16 protein-coding genes are annotated in these 17,125 nt (G+C 46.0%); 4 read left to right on the plus strand and 12 right to left on the minus strand.

What is annotated here, in order from left to right; genetic code table 11:
- Positions 1-2 precede the first annotated feature (2 nt).
- The 12 genes from B9J87_RS04610 to B9J87_RS04665 form a co-directional block, all read right to left on the minus strand.
- Positions 3-776, minus strand: a complete 774-nt coding sequence (locus B9J87_RS04610; protein WP_013855586.1) for a ParA family protein — start codon at positions 774-776, stop codon at positions 3-5.
- Positions 777-790: 14 nt separating this feature from the next.
- Positions 791-1,423 carry a 16S rRNA (guanine(527)-N(7))-methyltransferase RsmG gene (rsmG, locus tag B9J87_RS04615; RefSeq protein ID WP_094149552.1) on the minus strand — a complete coding sequence of 211 codons (633 nt, stop codon included), beginning with the start codon at positions 1,421-1,423 and terminating at the stop codon, positions 791-793.
- The gene (gene mnmG, locus B9J87_RS04620; RefSeq protein WP_017047816.1) at positions 1,420-3,318 is read right to left on the minus strand and encodes a tRNA uridine-5-carboxymethylaminomethyl(34) synthesis enzyme MnmG; all 1,899 of its coding nucleotides are present in this window, start codon (positions 3,316-3,318) and stop codon (positions 1,420-1,422) included. Before mnmG ends, rsmG begins: the two co-directional genes overlap by 4 nt.
- A 481-nt stretch (positions 3,319-3,799) precedes the next feature.
- Positions 3,800-4,234: an FMN-binding protein MioC gene (mioC, locus tag B9J87_RS04625; protein ID WP_094149554.1), complete on the minus strand. Its 435-nt coding sequence runs from the start codon at positions 4,232-4,234 to the stop codon at positions 3,800-3,802.
- Positions 4,235-4,277: 43 nt separating this feature from the next.
- On the minus strand, positions 4,278-5,639 hold the full coding sequence (gene mnmE, locus B9J87_RS04630; RefSeq protein WP_026028517.1) for a tRNA uridine-5-carboxymethylaminomethyl(34) synthesis GTPase MnmE: 1,362 nt from the start codon (positions 5,637-5,639) through the stop codon (positions 4,278-4,280).
- 112 nt (positions 5,640-5,751) lie between these two features.
- Complete coding sequence (yidC, locus tag B9J87_RS04635) at positions 5,752-7,374, minus strand: membrane protein insertase YidC (RefSeq protein ID WP_017046370.1); 1,623 nt, start codon at positions 7,372-7,374, stop codon at positions 5,752-5,754.
- A gap of 2 nt (positions 7,375-7,376) precedes the next feature.
- On the minus strand, positions 7,377-7,637 hold the full coding sequence (yidD, locus tag B9J87_RS04640) for a membrane protein insertion efficiency factor YidD (RefSeq protein WP_081265547.1): 261 nt from the start codon (positions 7,635-7,637) through the stop codon (positions 7,377-7,379).
- Positions 7,604-7,960, minus strand: coding sequence for a ribonuclease P protein component (gene rnpA, locus B9J87_RS04645; protein WP_026027667.1), 357 nt, complete (start codon positions 7,958-7,960; stop codon positions 7,604-7,606). The genes yidD and rnpA overlap by 34 nt, the downstream gene beginning before the upstream one ends.
- 12 nt (positions 7,961-7,972) lie before the next feature.
- Entirely contained in the window at positions 7,973-8,110 is a 138-nt protein-coding gene (gene rpmH / locus B9J87_RS04650) for a 50S ribosomal protein L34 (RefSeq protein WP_010319951.1), read from the minus strand.
- A 196-nt stretch (positions 8,111-8,306) separates the two neighbouring features.
- Positions 8,307-9,056 carry an amino acid ABC transporter ATP-binding protein gene (locus tag B9J87_RS04655; RefSeq protein WP_094149556.1) on the minus strand — a complete coding sequence of 250 codons (750 nt, stop codon included), beginning with the start codon at positions 9,054-9,056 and terminating at the stop codon, positions 8,307-8,309.
- Positions 9,053-9,724, minus strand: a complete 672-nt coding sequence (locus tag B9J87_RS04660; protein ID WP_010319949.1) for an amino acid ABC transporter permease — start codon at positions 9,722-9,724, stop codon at positions 9,053-9,055. Before B9J87_RS04660 ends, B9J87_RS04655 begins: the two co-directional genes overlap by 4 nt.
- 75 nt (positions 9,725-9,799) lie before the next feature.
- Complete coding sequence (locus B9J87_RS04665) at positions 9,800-10,549, minus strand: amino acid ABC transporter substrate-binding protein (protein WP_026027668.1); 750 nt, start codon at positions 10,547-10,549, stop codon at positions 9,800-9,802.
- A 309-nt stretch (positions 10,550-10,858) separates the two neighbouring features.
- On the opposite strand from B9J87_RS04665, the gene dnaA reads away from it, so the two are divergent.
- The 4 genes from dnaA to gyrB all read left to right on the plus strand — a co-directional run bounded on the left by dnaA (position 10,859) and on the right by gyrB (position 16,962).
- On the plus strand, positions 10,859-12,262 hold the full coding sequence (gene dnaA, locus B9J87_RS04670; RefSeq protein WP_010319947.1) for a chromosomal replication initiator protein DnaA: 1,404 nt from the start codon (positions 10,859-10,861) through the stop codon (positions 12,260-12,262).
- A 73-nt stretch (positions 12,263-12,335) separates the two neighbouring features.
- Positions 12,336-13,436 (plus strand): DNA polymerase III subunit beta, encoded by a 1,101-nt coding sequence (gene dnaN / locus B9J87_RS04675; RefSeq protein WP_094149558.1) that lies wholly within the window; start codon positions 12,336-12,338, stop codon positions 13,434-13,436.
- A 9-nt stretch (positions 13,437-13,445) separates the two neighbouring features.
- On the plus strand, positions 13,446-14,525 hold the full coding sequence (gene recF, locus B9J87_RS04680) for a DNA replication/repair protein RecF (RefSeq protein WP_013855575.1): 1,080 nt from the start codon (positions 13,446-13,448) through the stop codon (positions 14,523-14,525).
- A 19-nt stretch (positions 14,526-14,544) separates the two neighbouring features.
- Positions 14,545-16,962, plus strand: coding sequence for a DNA topoisomerase (ATP-hydrolyzing) subunit B (gene gyrB / locus B9J87_RS04685; RefSeq protein ID WP_013855574.1), 2,418 nt, complete (start codon positions 14,545-14,547; stop codon positions 16,960-16,962).
- The last annotated feature ends 163 nt before the right edge of the window (positions 16,963-17,125 follow it).

Here is a 17,125-nt window from a genome sequence, read left to right on the forward strand (position 1 = left end):
GATTATGCGGGTATTTCTTCTCGACGAAGCATTTCGCCAGCTAAGGCGAGATACGCTTTTGCCCCAGCTGAATACTTGTCGTAGTACATTGCTGGCTTGCCATAACTTGGCGCTTCAGCAAGACGGACATTACGAGGAATAACGGTGCGATAGACTTTGTTTCCAAAGTGCTTTTTCAGTTGATCGGATACTTCATTGGCTAGGCGATTACGCGGATCGTACATCGTTCGAAGTAACCCTTCGATTTTCAGGTTTTCGTTGACTACCGCGGCTAACTTGCTGATGGTATCCATTAACGCCGTTAAACCTTCTAATGCAAAATACTCACATTGCATTGGCACTAACACAGAATCCGCTGCGGCCATGGCGTTGATTGTAAGAAGATTTAAAGAAGGAGGACAATCAATAAAGATGAAATCATAGTTATCACGAACTGGCGCGAGGGCATTTTTCAAACGCACTTCGCGAGCAAAGACTTCCATTAATTTGATTTCAGCGGCTGTCACGTCTCCGTTCGCCGCAATCAAATCGTAGTGTCCCGTTGTTTTGCGACACACGACTTCATCAAAAGGGGTGTCTTCGACCAACAATTCGTACGCGGTTGCATCTACTTGATACTTATCAACACCACTGGCCATCGTTGCATTGCCTTGTGGGTCGAGATCGATCACTAAAACTTTACGCTTAGTCGCTGCCATAGAGGCCGCTAAGTTAATGCACGTTGTTGTTTTTCCTACGCCACCTTTCTGGTTGGCGATTGCTACGATTTTGCCCACGGTATGCCTCGCTGTTATCCCTTGCGAGATAAGATTACAAGATGACGGTCACCTTCCAACTCAGGAACTTTCAAAGCTTTGACATCAGTCACAGAACACCACTCAGGTAGTGTGGCTATTTCCTCATCTGGCCGTTGTCCTTTCAGGGCTAAAAATCGGCCCGATGTTTCTTTTGGTAAATGGTGACACCATTCCACCATATCGAGCATTGAAGCAAACGCACGGCTCAGTACGCCATCAAATTTTACTTCAGGCTGAAACTCTTCGACTCGACTTTGAATCGTGGTCACATTTTTAATACCAAGCTCATGCAGAACTTGTTTAATAAAACGAATGCGTTTACCTAAACTATCGAGTAAGTAAAAGGTTTTATCAGGATTCATGATAGCGAGAGGTATACCAGGTAAACCAGGCCCAGTACCAACGTCGATAAAACGCTCACCCTGTAAGTGAGGACTTACCACTATACTATCTAAAATATGTTTCACCAACATATCCATAGGATCGCGCACTGAGGTGAGATTGTAGGCTTTGTTCCATTTATTCAGCAGTTCCACGTAACCGACTAATTGGCTACGTTGCTGCTCATTGACCTTGAGATCGGTTTGACCAATTAAATCATCGAGACGCGTTCTTAACTCGCTCATGCGGCGTCTTCCCCTTTCTTCAGTACACCTTGCTTTTTCAAATAAACCAATAAGATAGAAATAGCAGCTGGTGTAATACCAGAAATACGAGAGGCAATACCAACCGTTTCAGGTTTGGCATTGTTAAGCTTAAGGATCACTTCGTTGGATAAGCCTTTGACCTGTTTATAGTCAAGATCCAGCGGCAATTTAGTGTGCTCATGGCGCAATGATTTGTCGATCTCATCTTGCTGACGCTGAATATAACCATCGTATTTGATTTGAATTTCAACTTGCTCAGCCGCTTCACTATCGTTCAATGCTGGTGCAAATGACTCAAGCGATGTGAGCTGTTGATAGGTGATTTCAGGTCGACGTAGTAGATCTTCACCACTTGCTTCACGAGACATGGGTGTTTTGAGCAACGCATTCAGTGCATCAACACCGACGGAGTTCGGGTTCATCCACGTTTGTTTCAAACGTTGACGCTCGATTTCCATGTTTTCCATTTTTTGATTAAAACGCGCCCAGCGCACATCATCGACTAAACCTAATTCTCTGGCTTTTTCGGTTAAACGCAAATCGGCGTTATCTTCGCGTAGCAGTAAGCGATATTCAGCGCGAGAGGTAAACATGCGATAAGGTTCTTTGGTACCCATAGTGGAAAGATCATCGATCAACACGCCCATGTAAGCTTGATCACGGCGTGGACTCCAGCCTTCTTTTTCTTGGCTAAATAAGCTTGCATTCAAACCAGCCATTAACCCTTGCGCTGCCGCCTCTTCGTATCCGGTGGTGCCGTTGATTTGACCAGCAAAGAACAAACCACTGATGAATTTGGTTTCATAGGTTTGTTTTAAATCTTGTGGATTGAAAAAATCGTACTCGATGGCGTAACCCGGACGAACAATATGTGCGTTTTCAAACCCTTTCATTGAGCGAACGATCTGCACTTGTACATCAAATGGTAAGCTGGTGGAAATACCGTTAGGGTAGAGTTCTGTCGTGGTCAAACCTTCAGGCTCGATAAAAATTTGATGGCTATTTTTGTCGGCAAAACGCATGACTTTGTCTTCGATCGATGGGCAGTAGCGTGGGCCGATACCTTCGATGACACCTGCGTACATCGGACTACGATCAAGATTGGCACGGATCACATCATGCGTTTTATCGTTGGTATGCGTGATGTAGCATGGTATTTGACGTGGATGCTGTTCACGTTGTCCCATGAAGGAAAAAACAGGCGTTGGGTTATCACCGTGTTGTGTTTCTAACACTGAGAAGTCCACACTGCGTGCATCGATCCTTGGTGGCGTACCCGTTTTTAAACGATCAACTCGAAACGGCAGTTCACGTAAACGTTGCGCTAATGCGATCGATGGCGGATCTCCTGCACGGCCTCCTGAGAAGTTTTCAAGACCAATGTGGATCTTTCCACCAAGGAAGGTACCTACCGTCAACACCACCGCTTTGGCGTGGAATTTGAGGCCCATTTGAGTCACAACGCCCATTACACGATCATTTTCAACGATAAGATCATCGACCGCTTGTTGGAACAAAGTTAAGTTTGGCGTGTTTTCAAGCACATCACGCACATACGATTTGTAAAGCGCACGATCTGCTTGAGCTCGAGTCGCTCGAACCGCTGGCCCTTTTGAGGCATTGAGTGTTCTAAATTGAATACCTGCATGATCAATCGCTTGTGCCATTAGACCGCCCATGGCATCGACTTCTTTAACCAGATGTCCTTTACCAATTCCGCCGATCGCAGGATTGCACGACATCTGTCCTAGAGTCTCAATGTTATGGGTAAGCAATAGCGTACTTTGACCAGTACGAGCTGCAGCGAGAGCGGCTTCCGTTCCAGCATGGCCACCACCGACCACAATGACGTCAAATTTTTCGTGATAAAGCATGAACCGACCTCAGGTATTCAATGAAGCATGGACTGACAAAAGAGGCGTATTCTACCTGCTTTCCACTGGCTAGAAAATCGCTTTTCTGCTTTTTTAATCTGAGCTTGGTAAGTTAATAATATATAAGATCTATATAGAGATCTTTTATTAGATCTATTATTAGGATCAAGCATATCTGTGGATAACCGATAAATGATCAACAAGATCATGGTTTTTAAGAGGATCACAAGCTGTGATCCTGACATGATCTAATCGTGTATTAGCTGGGATCAAAAAGGCTAGTTATGCACAGGGTCGTGAAATTCATAAGTTATTAATTGGATAACTATAGGTTAATCACCGAACAACAGCATAGTTATACACATTAAAATATTTAAAATGGACTTAACTTTTCTATGGCGAGTATTGAGACAGTTATACACAGAGCTTAAGAGTACAAAAAAAGCGGCTCACAGGCCGCTTGGTGACTTTATGCTATTAGCTAGAATTGTTCGATGTGCTGTTTGAGCCATACTTCAGCGGCATCTTCAGGAACGGAATATTCTAATATATCTATGGTGAAACAGTCGCTAATTGGCGTTGCACCTATATCCTCAAGCAGTTGATATGCATGCTTACCTGCTGCGCAAAACGTGTCATAGCTTGAATCGCCAAGTGCTACCACGGCATATTTTAACTGGCTCGTATTCGGTGGTGTTGATTGCAAAGAAGCGATAAAAGGTTGGATATTGTCTGGGTAGTCACCCGCTCCATGCGTGGAGGTGACAATGAGCCAAGTCCCTTGTGCGGGGAGTTCACTTAAGTTGGGTTGGTTGTGGATAGTCGTAGTATAACCTTGCTCTTGCAGTAGATCATTGAGATGATCGGCGACATATTCAGCGCCTCCTAAGGTGCTGCCAGTGATGATATGGATCATGAGATATTCCTATAATTAAGAGTGATCAAGCTTCTCACTGCGATCATTTGCCGATACAGAACGACGAAAAGATGCGCCCTAACAAGTCATCGGAGCTAAATTCGCCCGTTATCTCGTTTAGATGTTGCTGCGATAAACGCAGTTCTTCCGCTAAGATTTCACCAGCCATGTAGCCTTCGAGCTGCTGCTGACCAATCATGAGGTGCTGTGCGGCGCGCTCTAGCGCGTCCAAATGGCGTCGTCTGGCCATAAAGCCGCCTTCATTGCCCCCAGCAAAGCCCATGCACTCTTTGAGATGAGTACGCAGAGCATCAACGCCCTCTCCAGTTTTTGCCGACAGGCGGATTAAGGTTGGAGAATTAACATGACAGATACCGAGTGATTCTTTGGTTTGATCGACTTTGTTACGGATCACCGTCATGCCGATGTTTTCAGGCAATCGATCGACAAAATCTGGCCAGATTTCTTTCGGATCGGTGGCATCGGTGGTGGTGCCGTCAACCATAAAGAGTACACGATCTGCTTTTGCTATTTCATCCCAAGCACGCTCAATGCCTATTCTTTCGACTTCGTCATTGGCATCACGTAGGCCAGCGGTATCGATGATATGCAGTGGCATGCCATCGATGTGGATGTGCTCTCGCAGCACGTCACGCGTGGTTCCTGCTATGTCTGTAACGATGGCTGAATCTTTGCCTGAAAGCGCATTCAATAGACTCGATTTGCCCGCGTTAGGACGCCCTGCTATCACCACTTTCATCCCTTCGCGTAAAATGGCCCCTTGATTGGCCTCTTTGCGCACGGCGTCTAAGTTGTCGATGATATTTTGCAGATCTGCGGCAACTTTACCATCGGCAAGAAAATCGATCTCCTCTTCAGGAAAATCAATCGCTGCTTCAACGTAAATTCGCAGGTGGATTAGGGAATCGACCAAGGTGTGAATGCGTTTGGAAAATTGACCTTGCAATGAATGCAGAGCGGATTTGGCCGCTTCTTCAGAGCTGGCATCAATCAAATCGGCAATCGCTTCCGCTTGGGTTAAATCCATTTTGTCGTTTAAAAACGCACGCTCAGAAAATTCACCCGGGCGCGCTGCGCGCAAGCCACTGATAGCCAAAATGCGTTTGATCAGCATATCCATGACGACCGGGCCACCGTGTCCTTGTAGTTCGAGCACATCTTCGCCGGTAAAGGAGTGAGGGTTAGGAAAATAGATCGCGATGCCTTGGTCAAGTTCGGTGCCATTTTGATGCTTAAAAGGCAAGTATTCCGCATAACGAGGTTTCAGTGTTTTCCCGGTTACTTCAAGCGCGACTTGAGCGGCTTTCGGGCCTGAGACGCGAATAATCCCCACGCCACCTCGGCCTGGAGCGGTTGCTTGAGCAACAATGGTGTCTGTAGACATAAGGGTACCTAACATAGGGGTGTATGAGCGCAATTGTAATCAGCCAAAAACAAAAAGGCGACCAAAAGGTCGCCTTTGTTTAACTTGTCAGTGTGACTTCTTGCTGAAGTGGCTACTTAGAGTGTAAGCCTTTTTTCTCCAGCGCTTTGTAAATCAAGGTTTGCTGGATCAAGGTAACGATGTTCGATACCAACCAGTAAATCACTAAACCTGATGGGAAGAACAAGAAGAAGAATGTAAACATAACCGGCATAAAGGTCATGATCTTCTGTTGCATCGGGTCAGTGACTGTCGTCGGGCTCATTTTCTGGATCATAAACATACTCACACCCATCAGCAGTGGCAAGATGTAGTATGGGTCTTGTGCTGAAAGGTCATGAATCCAACCAAAGAAAGGTGAATGACGCAGTTCAACCGATTCCATTAATGACCAGTAAAGCGCAATGAAGATAGGCATTTGCAGGAAGATAGGTAAACAACCACCGAGTGGATTTACTTTCTCTTTCTTATACAGCTCCATCATTTCTTGGCTCATGCGTTGGCGGTCATCGCCGATGCGCTCACGCATTGCTTGCAGCTTCGGTTGCAGCATGCGCATTTTTGCCATAGAGGTGTATTGTGCTTTGGTCAGTGGGTACATAGCACCACGAACAATGAAGGTTAAGCAGATGATTGCTACACCCCAGTTGCTAACGAAGCTTTGAATGAATGAAAGCAACATGTGTAGTGGTTTTGCAATAAACCATAACCAGCCGTAGTCGACAACTAGATCAAGATTTGGCGCAACTGCAGCCATCTCATCTTGCAGTTTTGGACCGACCCAAAGTGTGGCTAAGAATGTCGCTTTTTCACCGTTGGCGATGGTTTTATTTGGCATGCGAACACCAATATCACCTAAGTTGCCAATCACGCGAGTGTATAAGTTTGACCCTGCTGCATCACGTGGGATCCACGCGCTGGCAAAGTAGTGTTGGATCATCGCCGCCCAACCTTCACCGTTAACCAAAGGCAGTGACAAGTTACGATCTTGCATATCATCGAAACTGTATTTCTTATAACGTGTATCTTGTGTTGAGTAAGCACCGCCACGGTAAGTTGGCATAGCCAAGCTGCCACCAGCGTCCAATAAATTTTGGCGTAGGTGTGCATACATACCCAGTGTCGCGTTATTACCAGATTGGTTGACTACATCAAATTCAACATCCAAGGCGTAGCTGCCACGTTTAAGGATGAAGGTTTTGGTGTATTCAAGGCCATTGGCTTGATAAGTCATGGGAATGCGCAGTTCGTCTTGACCATCCGCTAGAGCAAAGGTGTCGGCGCTAACAGTATAGTTTGGACGATTGTTGCTGCTTAAATCGATCCCTTGCGGTCCCACTAAACCACTTTGCGCGATAAACTGGTGACCAGGAATGTCTTTAAGTAGCACAAATGGGTCTTCTGAATTGAGTTCAGCATCGTACTTATTCAGCTCGGCCTTCACTACATCACCACCTACCGTGTCAATTGACAGAGTCAGTACATCAGTCTTGACGGTGATGGTTTTTGCAGACGCATTGGTTACTGCTGGTGCTGGGTCTAACTCATCAGCCATAGATGGTGCAGTTAAAGTGCTGCTATTTTGTGCCTGTTCAACCGCTTGAGGTGCTGGGTTCTTTGCTACTTGCCATTGCTGGAAAAGTAAAAAAGAAACGAGTGCCAAGGCGATTAACAGGATATTACGTTGAGAATCCATCGTTAATTATCTCTGTCTTGTTTTTGGACTGGTGGCGGAACGGGGTCAAAACCCCCTTCGTTCAAAGGGTGGCATTTTAATAGACGTTTGCCTGATAACCAACACCCTTTTACAAAACCGTGAGCTTTCAACGCTTCTATCGCATAGTTTGAACAGGTTGGAGTAAAACGACAGCGTGGTCCAAGCAGAGGACTGATGATTCCTTGGTAAAAACGGACGAATCCGATTGCTAACCACGCGAAGGGCGAGACAGGCGATGCCATAATTTTTCAAATAGTTTGAACATTTCTTCATTGCTTAAATCTTGCGCGCTCTTTTTCGCAATCACAACAAAATCTTTGTTAGGAAGTTGATGCTGTTTATTACGGAAGCTTTCGCGAGCGAGGCGTTTGAAGCGATTACGGCCAACAGCAGTTTTGATCTGTTTTTTGGGGACGGCCAACCCTAACCTTGGGTGGGTAAGAGCGTTTTCGCGAGCAATGATAGTGAAATGGGGGGAGCCTGCGCTGTGCGCTTGCTGGAAGACTTTTTTATAATGTTCGGGAGTTAACAAACGTAACTCCCGATTGAACGCGTACGTATTCAAAATAATCGCGAATTATTTTGACAGGCGCGCGCGGCCTTTAGCACGACGTGCATTAATAACCTTACGGCCATTCTTAGTTGCCATGCGTGCACGGAAACCGTGAGTACGCTTGCGCTTTAGAACGGTAGGTTGAAAAGTGCGTTTAGACATGTGTAATTACCTTACTGATCAGTAGTTTTTAGGTTCAAATAAACCCGGCGTGGGCATATTTTCGCTTCTTTAATAGAAAGAAAGGAATCCGACGCCTCTCAACAAAGAGGCGGAATTGTAATCACTGTCACAATAAGTGTCAACGATTGGGTTCACTAAAATTCCGGTCGGGGGATTATACGCAGTCTCCTTTAAATCACAAGGATCCTTCGTCGATCCCCACCTGATTTAAAAATTTCTTGAGCTTAGGATCCTGTGGATTACCAAAGATATCCTGTGGAGAGCCTTGCTCTACAATTTGCCCATCGGCCATGAAGATCACGCGATCGGCTACCTCCTTTGCAAACTGCATCTCATGGGTAACCACCAGCATTGTTTGGTGATGAGTGGCCAATTTCTTCATTAAAGCAAGCACTTCGCCAACCCATTCAGGATCGAGTGCTGACGTAGGTTCATCAAATAGCAGCAATTCTGGTTGTAGCGCCATCGCACGGCCGATCCCAACGCGCTGCTGCTGGCCACCTGAAAGTGCTGCGGGATAACTCTCTCCTTTATCCCCAAGACCGATGTCATCCAAAATCTGCTGTGCGCGGGTCAGGGCGAGATCTTTTTTCCAACCGTGCACCGTAATGAGCCCTTCGGCGACATTTTGCCTCGCCGTCATATGATCAAACAGCGCGTAGTTTTGGAAAACAAAGCCTGTTTTTCTGCGCAGTGCTAATACATCTGCTTTGGTCTGTTGCTGGGTGTCGACGGTGACATCATCAATAGTAATGGAGCCTTGGTCTGCGCGTTCTAGGAAGTTGACGCAGCGCAGTAAGGTCGATTTACCTGTACCGCTTGAGCCAATAATGACGATGATTTCACCTTTTTCTATTGCTAAGCTGATTCCTTTGAGCACTTCAGTATCGCCAAAGCGCTTATGAATATTATCGAGTTTAATCATCGTACATACGCCTTATTGAGTCTCTCTTCAGCCCAAATTTGTACCCGAGTCAGTACCACCACTACGGCCCAGTAAATTAATGCAACGGCGAGGAAAGCTTCAAAGAAGCGAAAGCTTGACGAAGCTTCCATCTGCGCTCTGGCCATGATCTCAGCGACTCCTAATGTAAAAGCTAATGAGGTCGATTTGATCATATCAATGAAGTAATTCATTAATGATGGCAACGCGATACGAGTGGCTTGCGGCAAAATAATGCGGCGCATTGCTTGGCTTGTGGTCATACCCACAGACAAACTCGCTTCCATTTGGCTGCGATCAATACCCAAAATGGCGGCGCGAATACTTTCTGCCATATAAGCGGCGAAGTGAAGAGTTAGCCCGATCACCGCGGCGCTAAATGCATTTAAACCGACCATCCACGGTAACACTTGCGGCAGACCATAGTAGAGTAGAAAGAGTTGTACCAGCAGGGGAGTACCGCGGAAAAAGCTGATGTACAGCTGGCTTAGCGGATCCAAAATGGGCACTTTGAACACACGAATATTGGCTAAAATGACCGACAGGATCAAAGCAAACACTAAGCCCCAAGTCGCCATCTCCATGGTGGTGCCTAAATACCTGAGCAGTATTGGCATCAGCTCAAGCATATAGTGAAAATCAAATCCCATCGGCTTACCTTTTTAAAACAAAAAAGGTGGAATGTGTGGTTCCACCTCAATCCTATCTTTTGATAATAGGGGAATTTACTTATTGGTGATATCGGCAGCAAACCATTTTTCAGAAATCGCACTCAGTGTGCCATCAGCGCGCATCGAGGCTAACGCTTGATTCACTTCAGCTTGCAGTTTTTGGCCTTGCTCGTTGTTAACAAACGGCCAAGCGTTTTCAATGGTTTCAAAAGGGTGACCAGCCAATTGCAACGGTAAGCCCGTTGTTTTAATCAATTCCAGAGCCGAAAGGCGATCCATCACAAACGCATCGGCACGGCCAAGAGCAACGTCATGTTCAATGCCAGTATCGTAAGTTTTGATTATGATTTTATTGTCTTTGTCAAAGCTGCGTAGTAGCTGCTCGAAGTTTGAGCCTAAATTGACCGCGACCGTTTTGCCGGCAAGATCGTCAATCCCTTTAATGCTGTCATTACCTTTGCGAACGGTAATTTGTGCACCGTCGATGACATACGGGTCAGCAAATAAGTATTTCGCTTTACGTGCTTCTGTGACGGTGATTTGGTTTGAAATGGTGTCAATTCGGCCAGTTTCAAGCAGGCCAAAGAGACCGGAGAAATTAGCCGTAACATATTTTACATCGTAATCATTGCGTTTACCTATCTCATCCCAAACATCCACTTCAAAGCCTTGCAGCTTGTCTTGTTTGACAAAAGTGAATGGAAAATAGCGCCCTGACATGCCGACTTTTATTTCCGTTGCCGCGTGTACGCTTGCAGCGGATAGTGCAATTGCAGTAATGGCGACTTTAACCCAGTTTTTCATCTTGAAACTCCTTATATTTATAGAGAGGGATGTTACTGGTAAAGCACTCAATAGAATAAATAACCAGTAGTTATTAACCATAACCGAACATAGTGACACAATTGGGGATAAGTATAGAGGATCCTTGTATATGTGGATCATCGTGTGGGTAAAGTGGTGCTAATTGTGAAGATCGACAAAAATCAAGCGCAAATTGTGTGAATAACTTCGATCTTATTCACTGGATCACGGATCAATCGCTGGCGATCTTGGTTATCAACAGGTAAAATCGCCAGTCTTTTCGATCATTTACTTAGGGTGAGGGCAACCGTGTCATCTTCGCTTTGGTTGCAATGTTTGCAACAGCTTCAAGAAGAGTTACCAGCAGCGGAATTCAGCATGTGGGTACGTCCGTTACAAGCGGAGCTCAATGACAATACTCTCACTTTATTCGCCCCAAACCGATTTGTGCTTGATTGGGTGCGCGATAAATACATCAACAGCATTAACCGACTACTGCAAGAGCATTGTGGCCACGATACCCCGAACCTGCGTTTTGAAGTGGGTAGTCGCCGGGTCAGCGCGCCTAAAGCTGCTCCCGTTCGTACTCAAGCGGATGTCGCGGCTGAATCTTCAGCTCCTGCACAGTTACAAGCGCGTAAACCAGTACATCGTACGTGGGAAAACGACACGGTTGTGGCAGACATTAATCACAGATCAAACGTTAACCCTAAACATAAGTTCAATAACTTCGTTGAAGGTAAATCGAACCAACTTGGTTTGGCTGCAGCGCGTCAAGTTTCCGATAACCCCGGCGCGGCCTATAACCCACTCTTCTTATACGGTGGTACAGGGCTAGGTAAAACACACTTATTGCACGCCGTTGGTAATGCGATTGTTGATAACAACCCGAATGCGAAAGTGATTTACATGCACTCAGAGCGTTTCGTGCAAGATATGGTGAAAGCGCTGCAAAATAATGCGATTGAAGAGTTCAAACGTTATTACCGCAGTGTCGATGCACTCTTGATCGATGATATTCAATTCTTTGCCAATAAAGAGCGTTCGCAAGAAGAGTTCTTTCATACCTTTAACGCATTGCTTGAAGGTAACCAACAAATCATTTTGACTTCCGACCGCTATCCGAAAGAGATCAATGGGGTGGAAGATCGCCTGAAATCTCGTTTTGGTTGGGGTTTGACGGTCGCGATTGAGCCACCAGAGCTTGAAACGCGTGTCGCGATTTTAATGAAGAAGGCAGAAGATCACCAAATTCATCTTGCCGATGAAGTTGCCTTTTTTATTGCCAAACGCTTACGTTCCAACGTGCGTGAATTGGAAGGTGCACTAAACCGTGTTATCGCCAACGCTAACTTTACCGGCCGTCCGATCACCATCGATTTTGTGCGTGAAGCGCTGCGTGACTTATTAGCTTTGCAAGAAAAATTGGTCACCATTGATAACATTCAAAAGACCGTGGCGGAATACTACAAAATTAAAGTGGCGGATTTGCTTTCTAAACGTCGCTCTCGCTCGGTTGCTCGTCCACGCCAGTTGGCGATGGCACTGGCTAAAGAGCTGACTAACCACAGCTTGCCTGAAATTGGTGATGCGTTTGGTGGCCGAGATCATACGACAGTGCTGCACGCTTGTCGTAAAATTCAGCAGTTACGTGAAGAGAGCCACGACATCAAAGAAGACTATTCGAATTTAATTCGTACCCTGTCTTCTTGATGCACAACCTTCTTATATCAGCTATTTTAACCCTCACATTTGGGGTCGCCCGATAACATCGTAAGAGCTAACTATGAAATTTACTATTGAACGTAGCCACTTCATTAAGCCACTTCAGCAAGTATCTGGAACATTAGGCGGACGTGCGACTTTGCCAATTCTTGGTAATTTGTTGCTCAAAGTGGAAGAGAACGTGCTGTTGATGACGGCGACCGATCTCGAAGTCGAACTGATTAGCCGCGTGACTCTTGAAGGTGAGTGCGAAGCAGGAAGCATCACTGTCCCTGCGCGTAAATTTTTAGATATTTGTCGCGGCTTGCCCGATAGCGCCGTGATCACTGTGGTATTGGAAGGCGATCGCATTCAGATGCGTTCTGGCCGTAGCCGTTTCTCTTTGGCAACCTTACCTGCCAGTGACTTTCCTAATATTGAAGATTGGCAAAGTGAAGTGGAAGTGTCGCTCACTCAGGCAGAACTGCGCAGTTTAATTGAGAAAACCCAGTTTTCGATGGCTAACCAAGATGTGCGTTATTACCTGAACGGTATGCTATTTGAAATCGACGGTTCAACCTTGCGCTCTGTGGCAACCGATGGACACCGTATGGCGGTTTCGCAAACGGCACTCAGCGCGGATTTTGCCAATAAACAGATCATCGTGCCGCGTAAAGGGGTACAGGAACTGGTCAAGTTACTTGATGCGCCAGAACAGCCGGTTGTGCTGCAAATTGGTAGCTCAAATTTGCGCGCCCAAGTGAATAACTTCATCTTCACTTCTAAGCTGGTTGATGGCCGCTTCCCTGATTATCGCCGCGTTATGCCGCAGCAAACGACCAAAACCTTAGAAACGGACTGTGATGAGTTACGTCAGGCATTTTCTCGTGCCGCGATTCTCTCAAATGAAAAGTTTCGCGGGGTACGGGTTAATCTTGCGGATAATGAAATGCGCATTACCGCCAACAACCCAGAGCAAGAAGAAGCGGAAGAGTTGTTGGATGTCACCTTTGAAGGCGACGCTATCGAAATCGGTTTTAACGTCAGCTATGTGCTCGATGTACTGAATACATTACGTTGTGAACAGGTTCGTGTATCGATGTCTGACGCCAACGCCAGCGCGCTGATTGAAAATCGCGATGACGACAGCGCGATGTATGTCGTCATGCCGATCCGACTTTAAGTTTGCGCAATGCCGCTGACTCGTTTAATCGTCCAACAATTTCGTAATATTAAAGCCTGTGATATCCCATTATCATCAGGCTTTAACTTTCTTATTGGCCCTAATGGCAGCGGCAAAACCAGTGTACTGGAAGCGATTTACCTGCTGGGTCATGGTCGCTCGTTCAAAAGCGCCTTAACCGGACGCGTCATACAAAATGAGTGTCAGGAGCTGTTTGTGCATGGGCGTTTTTTGACCTCGGATCAATTTGAGCTACCGATTGGCATTAATAAGCAGCGTGACGGTTCAACAGAGGTTAAAATAGGCGGTCAATCTGGGCAAAAACTGGCGCAACTGGCACAAGTTTTACCTTTGCAATTGATTCATCCGGAAGGGTTTGATCTGCTCACCGATGGACCAAAACAACGACGTGCATTTATTGATTGGGGGGTATTTCATAGTGAACCTGCCTTTTATGATGCATGGGGGCGTTTTAAGCGCCTCAATAAGCAGCGCAATGCGTTGTTAAAAACGGCAACCCATTATCGTGAACTCAGTTATTGGGATCAGGAGATGGCGCGCTTGGCTGAACAAATCGATGCATGGCGCACACATTATGTGACGCAAATGAAGTGTGTTGCCGAGGCGTTGTGTCGCAGTTTTTTGCCAGAATTTGATGTGCAAATGAAGTATTATCGTGGTTGGGAAAAAGAGACGCCCTATCAACAAATCCTCGAGAAAAACTTCGAACGCGATCAATCGCTAGGCTACACATTCAGTGGCCCGAATAAAGCGGATTTAAAAATAAAGGTCAATGGAACACCGGTTGAAGATGTTCTATCACGCGGTCAGCTTAAATTAATGGTGTGTGCACTGCGCGTCGCACAAGGACAACACTTAACCGAGCTGACAGGTAAGCAATGCATCTATTTAATTGATGACTTTGCTTCCGAATTAGATAGCCATCGTCGTAAGCGTTTAGCGGATTGCTTAAAATCGACGGGGGCACAAGTTTTTGTAAGTTCTATTACGCAAGGCCAAGTTGCAGACATGATTGAGTCAAACAGCAAGATGTTTCATGTGGAACATGGCACAATAGAGCACGGATAAAATAGTGAGAGAGTAACTCATGTCGAATAATTACGATTCATCGAGTATTAAGGTACTGAAGGGTCTGGACGCGGTTCGTAAACGTCCAGGAATGTACATCGGCGACACGGATGATGGCACCGGTCTGCACCACATGGTTTTTGAGGTGGTGGATAACTCAATTGATGAAGCGTTGGCAGGTCACTGTAAAGACATCGTAGTGACTATTCACGAAGACAATTCAGTTTCAGTTAGCGATGATGGCCGTGGTATTCCTACCGACCTTCACGAAGAAGAACAAGTTTCTGCCGCGGAAGTTATTATGACGGTTCTGCATGCGGGCGGTAAATTTGATGATAACTCATACAAGGTTTCGGGTGGTCTGCACGGCGTCGGTGTGTCCGTTGTCAACGCGCTGTCTGAAAAAGTGCTACTGACTATCTACCGTAACGGCGCTATTCACACACAAACTTATTGTCACGGTGTGCCACAAGCGCCGTTGGCTGTGGTGGGTGAAACCGATAAAACCGGGACAACCCTGCGTTTTTGGCCAAGTGCTGAAACCTTTACCAACATTGAATTCCATTACGATATTTTAGCTAAGCGTCTGCGTGAGCTCTCTTTCCTAAACTCTGGTGTATCCATCAAACTGTTTGATGAACGCGAAGAAGACAAAAAAGACCACTTCAGATATGAAGGTGGTATTAAAGCGTTTGTTGGCCATTTAAACCGCAATAAAACGCCGATCCATGAAAAAGTATTCCATTTCAGCTCTGAGCGTGACGATGGGATTACCGTGGAAGTGGCGATGCAGTGGAACGATGGTTTCCAAGAAAACATTTACTGCTTTACCAACAATATTCCTCAACGTGATGGTGGTGCCCACTTAGCGGGTTTCCGTGGGGCGTTAACTCGTACCCTAAACACCTTCATGGATAAAGAAGGCTTCTCGAAAAAAGCGCAAGCGGCGACCTCGGGTGATGATGCTCGTGAAGGCTTAACCGCGGTGGTTTCAGTGAAAGTGCCGGATCCTAAGTTCTCTAGCCAAACTAAAGATAAATTGGTTTCATCCGAGGTGAAATCTGCGGTTGAGTCGGCAATGGGTGAGAAATTGGCGGAGTTTTTGGCTGAAAACCCAAGTGAAGCCAAAATGGTCTGTTCAAAAATCATTGATGCGGCTCGTGCTCGTGAAGCGGCGCGTAAAGCGCGTGAAATGACACGTCGTAAAGGTGCGTTAGATCTTGCTGGTTTGCCAGGTAAACTCGCCGATTGCCAAGAAAAAGATCCTGCACTATCTGAACTGTACATAGTGGAAGGGGACTCTGCTGGCGGTTCTGCCAAGCAGGGACGTAACCGTAAAAACCAAGCGATTTTGCCGCTGAAAGGTAAAATTCTTAACGTTGAAAAAGCTCGTTTCGACAAAATGCTTTCTTCGCAAGAAGTCGCAACGCTTATCACCGCATTAGGCTGTGGCATTGGCCGTGATGAATATAACCCAGACAAACTGCGTTATCACAACATCATCATCATGACCGATGCGGACGTCGACGGTTCGCACATCCGTACGCTACTGTTGACCTTCTTCTATCGTCAAATGCCTGAGCTGATTGAGCGTGGCTACATCTACATTGCTCAACCGCCTTTGTATAAAGTGAAAAAAGGCAAGCAAGAGCAGTACATCAAAGATGAAGATGCGATGAACCAATACCAAGTTGCTTTAGCATTGGATGGTGCCTCATTGCATGTTAACCCTCAAGCGCCAGCATTAGCAGGTGAAGCGTTAGAAACCTTGGTTAAGCAATACAATGTCGCCATTAAGCTGGTGGAGCGTATGAGCCGCCGCTACCCTTACGCCTTGATCCATGAATTCATCTATATGCCGCGTATCATTGTTGATCAATGCGCTGATTCTGCAGTAGTAGAAGCGTGGGGCAAACAGCTGGTGGAGCAGTTAAATGCGAAAGAAGTTGGCGCAAGCCAATACAGCATTGAAACTGAGCACAATGCGGAGCTTGGTATTTATCAGCCTAAGATTGTAGTGCGCACTCATGGTGTAACGCACCAACATCTATTAAGTGCTGATTTGCTCAATTCGAAAGAGTACAGCAAGCTGGCGGACCTTTCTGAAGCACTTTATGGCTTAGTTGAAGAAGGGGCTTACATTCAACGTGGTGAGCGTATTCAACCTGTCGATAACTTTGTTGATGCGTTGAACTGGTTAATTAAAGAGTCTCGTCGTGGCCTAAGCCTGCAACGCTACAAAGGTCTAGGTGAAATGAACCCAGATCAGTTGTGGGAAACGACGATGGATCCTGAATCTCGCCGTATGCTGCAAGTCACGATTGAAGATGCTGTTGGTGCTGATGAACTGTTTACCACCTTGATGGGTGATCAAGTTGAGCCGCGTCGCGCATTCATCGAAGAGAACGCCTTAAAAGTTGCCAACCTCGATGTCTAAGCCGTTGTTATAAAACAAATCCCAAAAAACACCGTTTCGCAAGAGCGGTGTTTTTTTATGGTCAATACAAAGTCACCCCACGTGGGAGCAACCATTTTTAGCATCAACACTTTCTACTTATCTTAGGTTGTCTTCAAGGATAAAAGCTCATAAACGTTTTTTT

It is taken from the genome of Vibrio sp. V19_P1S1T109 (assembly GCF_002241375.1).
Lineage (GTDB): Bacteria > Pseudomonadota > Gammaproteobacteria > Enterobacterales > Vibrionaceae > Vibrio > Vibrio anguillarum.

Excerpts from the sequence above, each read along its gene's own strand:
- gyrB (WP_013855574.1), top strand. The coding sequence starts at position 14,545 with ATGTCGAATAATTACGATTCATCGAGTATTAAGGTACTGAAGGGTCTG.
- mnmG (WP_017047816.1), bottom strand. The coding sequence starts at position 3,318 with ATGCTTTATCACGAAAAATTTGACGTCATTGTGGTCGGTGGTGGCCAT.
- B9J87_RS04660 (WP_010319949.1), bottom strand. The coding sequence starts at position 9,724 with ATGGGATTTGATTTTCACTATATGCTTGAGCTGATGCCAATACTGCTC.
- mioC (WP_094149554.1), bottom strand. The coding sequence starts at position 4,234 with ATGATCCATATCATCACTGGCAGCACCTTAGGAGGCGCTGAATATGTC.
- yidC (WP_017046370.1), bottom strand. The coding sequence starts at position 7,374 with ATGGATTCTCAACGTAATATCCTGTTAATCGCCTTGGCACTCGTTTCT.
- rsmG (WP_094149552.1), bottom strand. The coding sequence starts at position 1,423 with ATGAGCGAGTTAAGAACGCGTCTCGATGATTTAATTGGTCAAACCGAT.
- yidD (WP_081265547.1), bottom strand. The coding sequence starts at position 7,637 with ATGGCATCGCCTGTCTCGCCCTTCGCGTGGTTAGCAATCGGATTCGTC.
- rpmH (WP_010319951.1), bottom strand. The coding sequence starts at position 8,110 with ATGTCTAAACGCACTTTTCAACCTACCGTTCTAAAGCGCAAGCGTACT.
- B9J87_RS04665 (WP_026027668.1), bottom strand. The coding sequence starts at position 10,549 with ATGAAAAACTGGGTTAAAGTCGCCATTACTGCAATTGCACTATCCGCT.
- B9J87_RS04655 (WP_094149556.1), bottom strand. The coding sequence starts at position 9,056 with ATGATTAAACTCGATAATATTCATAAGCGCTTTGGCGATACTGAAGTG.
- dnaN (WP_094149558.1), top strand. The coding sequence starts at position 12,336 with ATGAAATTTACTATTGAACGTAGCCACTTCATTAAGCCACTTCAGCAA.
- recF (WP_013855575.1), top strand. The coding sequence starts at position 13,446 with ATGCCGCTGACTCGTTTAATCGTCCAACAATTTCGTAATATTAAAGCC.
- mnmE (WP_026028517.1), bottom strand. The coding sequence starts at position 5,639 with ATGTCTACAGACACCATTGTTGCTCAAGCAACCGCTCCAGGCCGAGGT.